General features: G+C 54.8%; 8 protein-coding genes. 5 read left to right on the top strand and 3 right to left on the bottom strand.

Translation table 11 applies throughout. The features are described 5' to 3' along the window. Positions 1-999: 999 nt before the first annotated feature. Both C0039_RS19975 and C0039_RS19965 read left to right on the top strand, forming a co-directional pair. Positions 1,000-2,166, top strand: coding sequence for an acyl-CoA dehydrogenase family protein (locus C0039_RS19975; protein WP_101519109.1), 1,167 nt, complete (start codon positions 1,000-1,002; stop codon positions 2,164-2,166). 1,134 nt (positions 2,167-3,300) lie between these two features. Next, entirely contained in the window at positions 3,301-3,549 is a 249-nt protein-coding gene (locus tag C0039_RS19965; protein WP_101519107.1) for an FAD-dependent oxidoreductase, read from the top strand. A 10-nt stretch (positions 3,550-3,559) separates the two neighbouring features. Here C0039_RS19965 and C0039_RS19960 read toward each other — a convergent pair whose 3' ends face one another. From C0039_RS19960 to C0039_RS19950, 3 genes are read right to left on the bottom strand one after another with little or no spacing between them, the layout of a single operon-like run. Further along, the gene (locus C0039_RS19960) at positions 3,560-5,005 is read right to left on the bottom strand and encodes an FGGY family carbohydrate kinase (RefSeq protein WP_101519106.1); all 1,446 of its coding nucleotides are present in this window, start codon (positions 5,003-5,005) and stop codon (positions 3,560-3,562) included. Continuing rightward, positions 4,998-6,398 carry an FAD-binding oxidoreductase gene (locus C0039_RS19955; protein WP_101519105.1) on the bottom strand — a complete coding sequence of 467 codons (1,401 nt, stop codon included), beginning with the start codon at positions 6,396-6,398 and terminating at the stop codon, positions 4,998-5,000. The genes C0039_RS19960 and C0039_RS19955 overlap by 8 nt, the downstream gene beginning before the upstream one ends. A gap of 25 nt (positions 6,399-6,423) precedes the next feature. Continuing rightward, positions 6,424-8,028 carry a glycerol-3-phosphate dehydrogenase/oxidase gene (locus C0039_RS19950; protein WP_101519104.1) on the bottom strand — a complete coding sequence of 535 codons (1,605 nt, stop codon included), beginning with the start codon at positions 8,026-8,028 and terminating at the stop codon, positions 6,424-6,426. 147 nt (positions 8,029-8,175) lie between these two features. Between C0039_RS19950 and C0039_RS19945 the strand changes: the two genes are divergently transcribed. From C0039_RS19945 to exaC, 3 genes are all read left to right on the top strand, one after another. After that, a complete protein-coding gene (locus tag C0039_RS19945) occupies positions 8,176-9,093 on the top strand; it encodes a LysR family transcriptional regulator (protein ID WP_101519103.1) in 918 nt (305 codons plus the stop codon). A gap of 1,540 nt (positions 9,094-10,633) precedes the next feature. After that, positions 10,634-11,608, top strand: coding sequence for a glycyl-radical enzyme activating protein (locus tag C0039_RS19940; RefSeq protein ID WP_101519102.1), 975 nt, complete (start codon positions 10,634-10,636; stop codon positions 11,606-11,608). A gap of 86 nt (positions 11,609-11,694) precedes the next feature. Beyond that, the coding region (gene exaC / locus C0039_RS19935) for an acetaldehyde dehydrogenase ExaC (protein WP_101519101.1) at positions 11,695-13,200 on the top strand (1,506 nt) is incomplete at its 3' end.

The following is a 13,200-nucleotide window of genomic DNA, read 5'->3' as shown; positions in this document are numbered from 1 at the left end:
TTCCACCAATATACTCCGGCATGGGACCAGCGGTAAAGCCAAAAGCCAGTCGCGAAAAAAGACTACAAAACATTCACTTTTAGATGGGCACACATCCGGAACCAGTGTGCCAATCACAATAATTTACTGACGTACTATTGCTAACGTTGACTGTCTATCAATGTACAAGCCAGTGCCGATCTTTATCAGCGTGTAGCCTCATAGCGCGCTACAGGGTAGCGAACCTCCCCGCTGTTTCGCATTAGTTGGAGCGCCAAATCGGTATCCCCAATGTAATACAATCACTAGAACATCAAGATTTATCCTGCTCTCGATTGCCAGTCGGAGATGAACGTACCCAAAGGAAGGCACCCAGGGCTGCAACCTCGTTTGGACCAGCGACCTTTCAACTTCAATCAAGGTCGGCATACGGTTGTATGCCGAAACCTATTCTCGTCTCGTGGGTGGTGCACCGGAATGACATTATTAGTCAAATCATGCCTTTTTCGGTCGCACTTAGACTTGAGCACTCCAGCAACATGCATAGAACTGGCGACCTGTGCTAGGACGATTGGTGCTGTAGGTAGTGTGATGGACGCGTCTTCCTGGAAGGGCGTCGCGACAATAGCGCCTGGTGGGGATTTCCTTGGTACGCCATATCGGTTGAGGCGCGATCATATTCATAAGTTGAATAAATCATTTCGAGTTTATGAAAGTGAATCTGGTGTAAGGACATAATAGTATTCCCACTTTAGACGGAGGTTGTCATGAGTAACGATTTTTCAGTAGCTACGGAGAAGACGTGTCTCTCCTTGGAGAATACTCGATCGACTCCTTTGGGCGGCCTCAAAGCCGCCGTTCAGAAAGAAGTTTATGGCGCATGCATCGAGCGCGCCGTGCTAGGGCTGAGTACTTCCAGAGCAGTGCCGCGCTGAACAAATCGGCATCGGTTCAGAAGTCAACGGCAACTCGGTACGTTCTGATTAACAAGACCATAGAAATCTACCCACAGGAACAGTAATGAAGCCTGATACAAATATCGATCTGACCACTTTACTAGATAAGATTGCGGGCCAGGCTGCGCAGGCAGATAGATCTCGCACTCTTGACCGGGATCTGGTCGCTTTGATAAAGCAAGACCCGGTATCGCGGCTCACCGCGTGTAAAGTGGTTGGCGGAGTAGAAGCTTCTATTCAGTCTTGTGGAGAAGCGCTGGAGTCTATTGCTTCGAAATGTACTTCCACTGCGTGGGTGTTGATGAATCATCTAGGGCAAACGCATCTGATCACAGCTCTGCTAGGCGATGAGCATCCATCGCTGCTGCGACAGCTAGTGGAAGAGCGTAATTTGGTGTGTTTTCCTGTTGGCGCTGGTACCTCAGTTGAGGCAGCCCGCTCGGGAACTACGATTTGCCTGCGTGGGAAAAGTGAATTTGGGTCTGGCGCACGTTATGCGGATAAGGCCGGAGTGATTTTCGTTCTTCCAGGTGAGGATAAGGCACGCTTTGCGCTGGTAGACTTGCATCATAAAGGCGTCGAGATTGAAGACAGCTGGCGTGCTATGAGCTTACGTGCGAGTTCCACTGATACATTACATTATAACGATGTAGAGATAGTCGACTCTGCCTCCGTTCCCTTTCCAAGAATGTATCGGGAGGTGTTCCGCAGGCCAAGTTACCCGGTCATCTCGCCACGGTATCGGGAAGATTGGATGGCAATTTCCAACATTTGGCTGGGCTATATGGGTATTGGATTGGTGCAATCGTGTTTAGACGACGTGGTTGAGAATATCCGTGACCGGATAGCCTTTATGGGTGTTAGGGTCGCGGAGCGAGCAAACGTGCACATGAATATCGGACACGCACAAGCCAACATATCGGCTGCGCGGGATTCCGTTAGGAGTGTATGCGCCGAGACCGACGGGCGCATAGATTCCAGCATTCCTCCTACTGAGAGTGACTACTTCAGACAGATGGGAGCCGCGGTAAGCGCGCTAAAGCTGTGTGATGAGGCGCTAAGTTTACTGGTGCGTGTCATGGGCGCTAATGGATTGAGAGAGGGGCCGGCTTTCGAACGCCGGTGGAGAGACTTTCAGGCGATCCCAATACATCTCAATACTCATCCCGACCGTGTTAGTGAGATTATGGGTAGACATATTCTCGGGCTGACGATGGAGCAAACGTTTTAGTTCGCTTTCGCCGCTGTCCGGAACAATCCGCATTGCACTGTGCAGTCATCTTCGTTCGACTGCTTTACCACGCCATTAAGACTCGCGTGAGTGCACCTGCGTTAACGTGCGAAAGGGCGCTCTTGGATGTAGATTCTCATATGGAGTAAACAACGTTGATGAAGAATAAGGGACGGGAATCGAGTGAGTTCCTCAGGCCTCAGCATTCTCTATATATCAGTGAACCCTTGCGGGCTTCAATGGAGTTGGGTTCGCTGGCTCTATACTCTTCTTGGCTCGATCTGGCACCTCAGGGAGATGGCCACGCCGTTATGGTCATTCCAGGCTTTACTGCGGACGGTCGATCAACCAAGATACTGCGTGACTACATTTGCAGGCTAGGGTACTCCGTATCATGCTGGCGACAAGGAGTAAATCTGGGCGTGCGGAAAGATCTATTTGATGGCGCCATGGCTGTCCTGAATGAGTTGTTCGAAAGGCATGACGGTCGGGTGAGTATAGTAGGTCAAAGCTTGGGTGGGATTTACGCGCGAGAGATGGCCAAGTCGCGGCCCGAGAAAGTGCGTCAAGTGATATCTCTTGGTAGCCCTTTCAATGACCCAGGGGGTGTCCGCTCTAACGTTTCGGAGCTTTATAAGCTCTTCAATCCCGAGAAATCGCCAAAGTCTGCTCAGTCTAGGAGCATTCAATGGAATCCTCAGCTGGCTCCCTCGGTGCCTACGACCGCAATTTACAGTAAGTCTGACGGCGTATGCCACTGGCGATCCTGTATTCAACATGGCGGTGGCCATGATCGTTTGGAGAATATTGAGGTCGCTGTAAGCCACATAGGAATGGTCGTCAATGCCCAGGTCTTTTACGTAGTCGCAGATCGTCTGGCGCAAGATCAAGAGCGATGGCGCCCCTTCAATTCTGGGGAATAGCGCAATCCCATTGTTGGTGGGATAAAAGGGTTCTTCCCCTGCCCAATCTAAATTCCTCTACACGGTTGTTGGGCCGCGTCATCACTAAGCTATTGTCGCGGGCCGATTAAGCTGGAGCCGGACTCATTGAGTGAGTATTAGCAAGAGAGGTTTGGGCTCATGTGAGCAATAGTCGTATCAATTTGCCAATATTCTTTCTCGCGAATAACTCATGAGAAACAAACATCACATAGCCATCGTAGGTGGCGGTGCGGAGGGCCTGGAACTCGCAACCAAACTTGATAATAAATATGACAAACGACACAATGCCCGCATCACACTTGTCGACGCGACTCTGACGCACTTATGGAAATCACTGCTCCATGAGGTAGCGGCCGGTTCGTTAAACCCCGATTCAAGTCAGGTAAACAACCGCGCGCATGCGCAGCAACACAATTTTGAGTTTCAACTGGGTTCGTGATTCTGAAATCTTATGATTCGAAAACGGTTGCCCTACGCCAGTTCGTGAAAAACTCCTCCCGCTGATCCTCCGACCACTGTGGCTCAAACACTCGATCCACCCGTCGTAGTTCGGCGCCGAAATTACTGTCCCAGTGCCCGGCAGTTTCACCCGCACAGAGCGCGGCCCCCAACGCGGTCGCTTCGGTGACGGCGTGGCGTTCTACGGGAATCCCCAATACATTCGCCTGGACCTGCATCAGTACGTCGTTCTGGCTTGCACCTCCGTCTACGCGCAGTGAGTCTTGGCGACCCAACTCCGGGACGTCGGTGCAGATCTGCTCCATGGCCTCCCGCACGCGACAGGCCACGCCTTCCATGGCGGCGCGCATCACGTGAGCCTTGGTAGTGGCCCTGGATAGGCCGCCGATAAGCGCGCGCTGGTCAGGATTGCCGTGGGGAGCGCCTAGCCCTTGCAGTGCCGGCAGCACAAACGCGCCGCCGCTATCGGGGACGGTGGCTGCCAATGCTGCGGTGCCGTGTACGTTCTGCATTAGACCCAGACCGCTAGACATCCAGTCGAACATCGCCCCGGCTGTGATCACCATTCCCTCTAGCAAGTAGTCGATACGCTCGCCCTGATTGCGTAACACCATGGGATAGCAGCCGCCAGAAAATTTCGGCTCTGCGCCCGTGTTAACATCAAGCGTACCGGAGGTGCCGTAGGTCACCTTGCCCTGGCCGACGTACGTGCAGCCCTGGGCGATCATGGCGCTTTGCTGGTCGGCTATCGATGCGCCAATCATGACCTCGGCGCCGAAGGCTTCCGCTGTGGTCAAACCGTAGTCCTGCGACGTATCGGTGATGCGGGGAAATGTCGACGGGTCAAGCCCCTGCTCCAGGATTAGCCCCTCATTGAGGCCGCCAACGTAGTTGAAGTAACCGCTGGCACTCAACTGGCTCAGGTCCATCGCGTGGGTCGCGCCGCCGGTCAGTCGGGCGATGGCGAAAGTATCGACGTTGCCCCAGGCCAACTCGCCGGCGTTCATACGTTGGCGACCGTTGGCGATGCTGTCGATTGCGGCTTCCAGCTTGCTCGCGGCCTGCTGGTGGATAACATACTGCCCCCGTGCCCGCAGCTCTTCCGCGCGCTTGATTCCGCGAAGATCCTGCCAGCTTACAATCGGGGTGAGCGGAGCCAGTGTTTGCCTATCCCAGATAAGCAGGCTGCTGCGCTGGGCGGTGATACCGATGCTGCAGATATCCCCGGGTTGTAACTGTGCCTCGTGTAGTGCTTCTTGCCAGGCCTGCACGATTTTGCCCCACAGGTCCTCTGGATCCTGCTCGATCAGGCCAGGACCGGGATAGTGCAAGCTATTGGTTCGAGTGGACATGGACCGCGGCTGTGCCGCCGCGTCCACCACCATCGCGCGGATACTCGTAGTGCCCAAGTCCAGGGCAAGAATATGTTCACTCATCGGGTAGCAATACACCGGGATTCATGATGCCTTTGGGGTCTACTGCTGATTTTAGTGTGCGCAGCACGGCGACGCCGGTTTCGCCTAGATCCATGGCGAGGAAGGCCTTACGAACCCGGCCGATGCCGTGATGGTGGGCAATACCGCCACCGTTGGCTGCGGTAGCATCGAGCACCGCTTTCCAGCTGTCCATATAAGATTGGCTCATCTGTGCTGGATCCTCCGGTTGTCCAACGAAAGTGAAATAGAGGTTGATACCACTGCGGTAGGCGTGGGAGCTGTGGGCCGAACCGATCAAGTTGTGGGGTACATCCTTCAGAGCGGCCACAGCATCGTTGTAGACATCGCCGATATTGGTCCAGGTCGCGGAGATCTCGATGGTATCCACTACCAGCCCTTTAGACAGCAACTCGTCCCAGGATGGCACATGGTTGCGATGCTTAAGCCAGTCTGTGGTTACTTCTGCGGGGGCTTCCTCCAGGCCGGCCATCAGTGCGATTCTCTTAACCTCGGCCAATTCGAGATCGACCCGTGATGCCGGTCCCTCGTGCACCAGCATCAGCACGCAGACACCTTTTCGGTGGTGGTCGCCCGCTTGGCGTATCGATTCCACCTCATCGTACAAGCGCATGACCGGTACCGCCCAACCCTGTTGCACGATCTGCCGTTGCGCTTCCAGACCGGTGATCATGTCTGGGCAGTAGAAGGCCTGTGGCGCGCGCTTTTCAGCTTGGCGACGCAGGGAAAAAGTGACCCCGGTGATCACGCCCATGGTGCCTTCGCTTCCCAGCATCAAGTGCCGGAGGTCGGGGCCTGCGGAGGCGCGGGGAGCCTTGCCGAATGTTACAACAGAGCCGTCGGGCATTACTGCTTCGACGCTGTAAAGAATGTCCTCGGTGTTGCCGTAGGTGGAAGAGAACTGCCCCGAGGCCCGGGTGGCCACCCAGCCGCCCACACTCGACAGGTCGACAGATTGGGGAAAGTTGCCGATAGTCATGCCCTGCTTAGCTACCGCCGCCTCCGCCTCGCCACCGTTGTGGCCGGCATCGAAGCTAGCCAACATATTGATCGGGTCGATCTCGCGTATGCGATTCATTGAACTCATATCCAGCAGTACACTCTCGGGACTGGCTCTCACCCCACCGCATACGCCGCTCCCGAGGCCGTATGGTATAAGCGCAACAGCCGCTTCGCGACAGGTGTTCACTGTGGCGACAACGTCGTCAAGGCTGGTGGGCCTGATCACACAAAGGGGCGCGGGAGTGGGGCGCTCCTGATAGTCGTTGAGCGAGCTTGAAAACCAATAGTCGTGACGGCGCGCCTGTAATACGGCTTCATCGGTGATGACTTTGTCGGTGCCCAGGTTGGAGGTTAGTTGGTCCAGGATCGACATGCGTGTTACTCCTCGGTGTTTATCTCTACGCTGTTTTGCGAACAGCGGCCATTTCCTTGTTGCGAATCGCCACGCAGCCTTCCACCTGCTGGTCGCGTTCTTGTTCAGTCCAGTCCAGCAGTTTGGCCATGACGCCAGCGGCGGGTACCAGACAATCTATGCCGCCGGCATCTGAAAAACGGGCCCGGGCGCTGCGTCGTACCCAGTAGTCTTCCAGGGTTAGGGCTCCCTCGCGCTTCACAGCAAATTCTACTTCTGCTTCTAGGTCGCCTCCGGCGCCTAAGATATCCAGCGCTTCCGAGCCGTACAGGCGGGTCATGCGTTCCGCTTCGTTTGGCGCCAGACCTTGTTGTTCCAGTTGCTCTTGAAACTCGGCAAAGCTGCCCCCCAGGTCACCGCCTGGAAGAATGTAATCGGCGGACCTGCACTTGCCTACTTTGCGGCCCAGGCGATTCTCGCACAACTCGATTACCCTATTGGCCATTACCCGGTAGGCGGTGAGCTTGCCGCCGGCGATCGAAATAACGCCGCCGGCACCTTCAAGCACATCGTCCTTGCGGGAAATTTCTGAGGGCGACTTACCTTCCTCGGCTATCAGGGGACGAACACCAGACCACACCGAGACTATGTCCGCATGGGTCAGGGGCTCTACGTCGAAGTAGGTATTGGTGACGTCTATTAGGTAGTCGATATCCTCGGAGGATATTTCGGGCCAGTACTCGCTGTCGGGGTGGAAAGTGTCTGTGGTACCGAGATAGACGTAGTCGCCTCGCGGGCAAGTGAAGATGGCACGCTTGTCGGAGGTACTCATTACGACGCTGCTATTCACCGGAAAGCGCTCGCGTTTAAACACCACGTGGATGCCTTTCGTCAGCAGTAGCTTGGACGGAGCGTTTTCGTCTTCTAGTTTGCGGATTGCGTCGACCCAGGGGCCAGAGGCGTTGACTATAGTGCGTGCCCTTACGGCGGCCGTTCGCTCCTCTCCTACCAGTTGTCCTTTGACTATCGCACCAATGGCCTTGCCGTTTTCTAGCAAGATTTCCGTGGCGGCGGCATAACTGGCGACCACCGCGCCGGCTGCCGCAGCGCTGCGGACATTAGCCAGTGTCAGACGGCCGTCGTCGGTTAGGTATTCAGGGTAGGTGACCGCGCCGGAATAGCCCTCGGTGATCAGGAGCGGTTCGCGTTTTTGTAACTCCGCCAGGTCCAAGGCCTCGTGCTTCTCCGCAGCGACGACCTGGCCCAGTTTCTCGTAGGTCCACATGCCGGTGCGAAACTTGGCTACGCCCGTTTTTCCACGGGCCATGAGGATCATCGGTAGGGTGGTGGCTAGGTGCGGGGCAATCTTTCGCAGGGTGCGGCGCTCCCGAGCGGCCTCGCGGACCACCGCCAGGTCTCCCTGCAGCAAGTAGCGCATGCCGCCGTGTACCATTTTGGAGGAGCGGCTTGAGGTGCCCGATGCAAAATCCTGTGCTTCGACCAGGCAGACAGACAGGCCACGCAGGGCCGCTTCCCGGGCGATTCCCGCGCCGGTTATACCGCCGCCGATTACCAACATATCAAAAGTGTCTGCTTTCAATGCGGTGAAGGTCGCAGCCCGGTCGCGGAGATCCAGGTGGGTGCTGGTCATGAATAAACTCTCAAAGATTGGTGGCCTCGGGGGCAATTTCTGTACTATATTGGAATAAATAGGTGCATTACTATTGAGAAAAAGTAATTAAATGCAGGGCAGACTTCCTGCGTGCCATTCGCCGCACAGGATTCGGTTGGATACACCATGCTCTCAAGCCTCAAACAGCTCCGTCATTTCGAGGCCCTGTACCGCTCGGGGAGTTTTGTCGTCGCGGCCAGGGAACAAAACATTTCCCAGTCCACCCTCACCAAGAGCATTAAGCAATTGGAGAACAGCCTGGGCGGATCGCTGTTTGATCGGACCACACGCAGTGTGCATCCAACGCAACTGGCTCAGCGTTTGATCCCTTACGCCGGTGAGATCCTGGCCCAGGCCGACAATATGGAACGGGAGGTGGGGCTGTTGCAGGCCAGGCAGTTGGGCCGGATTGCCATCGGTGCGGGGCCATATCCCATGCAGTCGCTGCTGACCCGCGCCATTACCATTTTTGCCCAGGCCAACCCCGAGATCACGGTTTCGCTGGAAGCGGGAGACCAGCAGGCCATGCTGGACAAGCTGGTCAATCGCCAGCTGGACCTGATTGTGTGCGACGCGAGCAAGTATGAGGTTTCGGCGCACATCGACCAGATGGAGCGCATACCTCTGGCCCAGGACCGGGTAGTATTTGTGCATCGCGCGGACCACCCTTTGAATGGCAGGACTCCGAAGGTTCGCGAACTGCTGCAGTACCGCTGGGCAGCGCCGAGCTCGTCGCCCCACTTCCTGCGTCGCATGGCGCCACGGCAGGCTGCGGAATCGGCCAGAGGGGACCACCCGCAGTTTCGAGTTAACTCGGTCAGCGCCTGCGTCGATCTGACCCGGACCGGGGATGTGCTTGCTCTTGTACCCCGGTCCTATGCCATGGAGGCCTGTTCCAGCGGGGAGTTTTGTTGGCTAGAAGCAGATCGACCAATCGAGACCAATGACGCGATTCACTTATTGAAGAATCGGAGCTTTGGGCCTGCAGTGAACGAACTGATCGAAATAATTCGTACCACTGCGAGGGAATTGGCCGCCCGCTGAAATTTCCAGTAGAAATGGGACCGTCCATGCGACTGGACAATCAGTATTTGTCGAAATAGTGAATGCGCTACCAAACTCACAGTGCAAAGTATGAAAGGGTAAAGGCTACCGAGTGCTGTGTCGGCACACTGCCACCATCTATGGGTAAGCATTTTCCGGTACTTTCTCAAACTGGCATGTCGGCAGGTACGTCCCAAGTCCCCAGGATGGAATGACGGTATTCATGCATCAAAGTTAGATTCCCTATCTGTCCAGCGGTGGCTTCCTAGAGAAGGCCAAAGGCTCACAGGCCTGCTTTAGATCCTTTTCTGGAGCAAGTTCTGGTTCGACTTTGCTCACCGGCGCAGCATTAACCGCTACGTTCAAGGATCAATTTCTATCCGAATTGCCCCGCTTTCGCAGGCGATTGACCACTCGAATCTCAAGAGACATGGGCGTGGGCCACCTGCTAAGAGTTCATAGGGGCCAGCTGTAATAGCTGCTGTCTGTCGTGACGACCCGGCCGCAACCACCCAGCTGAACAGAACATTCATTTACCAGAAGAATCACTTACAATATATTCGCTTGTTTTCCTGGAGGGTGTTTGTGATGATGTCGACACTCTCACAGCCAATCAAATTTTCATCGACGGCATTTGCATTTTGTGTGGCTGGGTCCACACAGTATGAACATTATCATCTGAGATGACAGCGAAGATGTTTTCATCGGACGCTGATATATGCTGTAAAAAGAGAATACAAAAAGGGGGGAATTCAACTCGGACACCACTGAGCAATCTGTCACATTCTTTCGGATCTCTGAGTTCGATAGCGGAGGATTTAGAGAGCTTTTAGCATGTTTAGGGGAAGTTTGTGTGGGTTCATTGCTGAGGGCCACGCATTCGTCCTGTGTCCTTTGAGAAAAGCTGACGAGTGGACTTTAGTCTTGTTCGATGAGATCTAGCATCGCGACCCGTTACTTCAGGGTAAGTCGCACTAGTTTACGTTCCTGTTTTTGGACAAGATATTTCTAGCAGTAAAACCAGGGAGGGCGTCAACTTTCAATAGGCCATTACAATGCCCTGCAAATGTATAGACGAGTGATTCACTGGGAGCTGAATTATGCAATATAACCTACTGACCGAGGTGTCCTGGAGGTGCGCTCCGGTGATCTTTATGAAAGAGGGGACGGTAGTATAGTCTTCTCCCTGGTTTGCGCATCAGTTGCGACTCCTGCTCATCAAAAAAATTATCGAGTAGGAGCGTCCTCATAGAGTTCAGGGGGGAGATCTACTCCTGAAACCGCTGAACGCCACGTCCTGCTAATTAGCTCAATTCAAGGTACATGACTATCTAGGTTATTTTCCGTAGCCGAGGTGGCATACAATCGAATGTGCAGTACAGTGAGCTGATATGCATTGTGTGGACAGTAGTAAAACATTGAAACTTATAGGTAATAAATATTTTAATTGAAGCTGGGCTTTCAAAATGAGCGAATATGATTTCCTCCGTTGGCGCAACTGCCGTATGGTTGGCAAGGTTAAAAATGTACCGAGCAGCGTATGAGACCTGATGCAAGCCTGATCGATGCAATAGCAGTAACCGAGCCAAGGAAGGCATCGCTGTACTTCGACATCAAGAGAAACACCCTGGACGACGGGCCAGGTATTCGCAGCGTGGTGTTCTTCAAGGGCTGCCCGCTGTCCTGTACCTGGTGCCAGAACCCGGAAAGCATCAACACCGGTTACGAACTCTCCTACGATGCAGAGAAGTGCATCAGCTGTCACGACTGTGCCGACGCCTGCCCCGAGCAGGCGATCGACCTGAGTTCGCCCGACAAGATCATCCGCGACAAATGCACCCAGTGCTTCAAGTGCGTTGATGTCTGTCCGTCAGGTGCACTGGAGCGCTGTGGCAATGACATCGACATGGATCAGTTGGTAGAGAAAGTACTTGAGGATGAGGCCTTCTTCGAGGCTTCCGGCGGCGGTGTCACTGTCTCCGGCGGTGAGGCACTGATGCAAATGGATTCGGTTGGTGAACTGTTTTCGCGGCTGAAGCAGCATAATGTCCACACGCTGATTCAGACAGCGGGCCTGTTCCACTACAAGGTATTTGAAAACCTGGTATTGCCCTACACCGACACCATCTACTTTGATCTCAAGTTGATGGACAGCGATGCGCACAAGCAGTACTGCGGCGTGCCCAACCATTCTATTCATGAAAACTTCAGGAAGGTCCAGGCCCTGGCACGGGATTCTGTGATCGAGGTTCTGCCGCGGGTCCCGTTAGTGCCCTTTATCACCGACACAGATGAAAACCTCAGTGCCATTGCTGACTTTATGCTCGAGAACGGTGTAAAGAACATGCAGATCTTGCCGTACAACCCGATTTGGCTCGACAAGTTGCCGCGCTTCGGTAGTGTCCAGCGTCTGGACTTCGGTGAGGGGACAGGTAAGTTCATGCCGGACGTGGAGCTTGACCGCTGTACCGAGATCTTTGAGTCCAGAGGTATTCACGTCCATTGTCACAGGTGATGCATCAGCTCAGACAGCCGGCGCCTTCCCGATTTCGCTTTACCTATAACCCATAATCAATCTGTCCATCACATGAGGAAAATATAATGACTTATGCACAACCCGGCCAGGAAGGATCTGTAGTTTCCTTCAAATCGCGCTATGACAATTTCATCGGCGGCGAATGGGTAGCGCCCGCTGACGGCCGCTACTTCGAGAACGTGACCCCGGTAACCGGACAGGTGTACTGTGAGGTGGCCCGTTCATCGGCGGCAGATATTGAGAAGGCCCTTGATGCGGCGCATGCAGCGCGAGCAAGTTGGGGCGCCACCTCGGTAGCCGACCGGTCCAACCTGCTGTTGAAGATCGCTGACCGCGTCGAGCAGAATCTTGAAATGCTGGCGGTTGCGGAGACCTGGGAGAATGGTAAAGCTGTACGCGAGACCTTGAATGCTGACCTGCCCCTGTTTGTTGACCACTTTCGCTATTTTGCGGGCTGTATCAGGGCCCAGGAAGGCAGCGCCGCAGAACTGGACGCGACAACGGCCAGCTATCACTTCCACGAGCCCTACGGCGTGGTGGGCCAGATCATTCCCTGGAACTTCCCCCTGCTGATGGCTGCCTGGAAACTGGCGCCGGCGCTGGCCGCGGGTAACTGCGTGGTCATGAAGCCTGCCGAGCAGACCCCGGTGACCCTTCTGCTGGTGATGGAGTTGATACAGGACATTCTGCCCGCTGGCGTGGTTAATATTGTCAACGGCTTTGGGACGGAAGCGGGGGCGGCACTCTCGCAAAGTACACGCATTGCGAAGCTGGCCTTCACCGGTTCGACGGCGGTGGGTAATGAGATTCTCAAGTGCGCGGCGAACAACCTGATTCCTTCAACGGTTGAGCTGGGTGGTAAGTCACCGAATATCTACTTTGAGGATATTCTGGACCATGAAGATGACTACCTGGACAAATGTGCGGAGGGTCTGCTGCTGGGCTTCTTCAACCAGGGTGAAGTATGTACCTGTCCCTCCCGGGCACTGATCCAGGAATCCATCTATGACCGTTTCCTTGACATCGTGGTTGAGCGTTCAAAGACCATTAAGCAAGGCAACCCGCTGGATCCTGAGACACAGGTTGGAGCGCAGGCCTCCAAGGAACAGTTTGACAAGATCATGAGCTACATGGAGGTCGGTCGACAGGAAGGTGCACAGATTCTGATCGGCGGCGACAGTGCCAACCTGTCCGGAGATCTGTCCGGCGGTTACTACGTGCAGCCGACCCTGATGGCGGGCAAGAACGACATGCGTATTTTCCAGGAGGAGATCTTTGGCCCGACGCTGGGTGTGACTTCGTTCAAGGACGAGGCCGAAGCACTGGCCATTGCCAACGATACTGATTATGGCCTGGGTGCCGGCGTCTGGACCCGCGACATGAATCGCGCCTACCGCATGGGACGAGGTATCCAGGCGGGTCGCGTTTGGACCAACTGCTACCACGCCTATCCTGCACACGCGGCCTTCGGTGGTTACAAGAAGTCGGGTATTGGCCGTGAAACCCACAAGATGATGCTGGACCATTACCAGCAGACCAAGAACCTGCTGGTGAGCTACAGCATCGATCCG

The organism is Pseudohalioglobus lutimaris (assembly GCF_002866825.1).
Classification (GTDB): domain Bacteria; phylum Pseudomonadota; class Gammaproteobacteria; order Pseudomonadales; family Halieaceae; genus Halioglobus; species Halioglobus lutimaris.
Note: the sequence above shows the minus strand (reverse complement) of the source record. Positions and strands in the feature narration are given on the sequence as shown.

Coding starts and splice junctions, on each gene's coding strand:
- C0039_RS19975 (WP_101519109.1), top strand. CDS start 1,000: ATGAAGCCTGATACAAATATCGATCTGACCACTTTACTAGATAAGATT.
- C0039_RS19960 (WP_101519106.1), bottom strand. CDS start 5,005: ATGAGTGAACATATTCTTGCCCTGGACTTGGGCACTACGAGTATCCGC.
- C0039_RS19955 (WP_101519105.1), bottom strand. CDS start 6,398: ATGTCGATCCTGGACCAACTAACCTCCAACCTGGGCACCGACAAAGTC.
- C0039_RS19940 (WP_101519102.1), top strand. CDS start 10,634: ATGAGACCTGATGCAAGCCTGATCGATGCAATAGCAGTAACCGAGCCA.
- C0039_RS19965 (WP_101519107.1), top strand. CDS start 3,301: ATGAGAAACAAACATCACATAGCCATCGTAGGTGGCGGTGCGGAGGGC.
- C0039_RS19950 (WP_101519104.1), bottom strand. CDS start 8,028: ATGACCAGCACCCACCTGGATCTCCGCGACCGGGCTGCGACCTTCACC.
- C0039_RS19945 (WP_101519103.1), top strand. CDS start 8,176: ATGCTCTCAAGCCTCAAACAGCTCCGTCATTTCGAGGCCCTGTACCGC.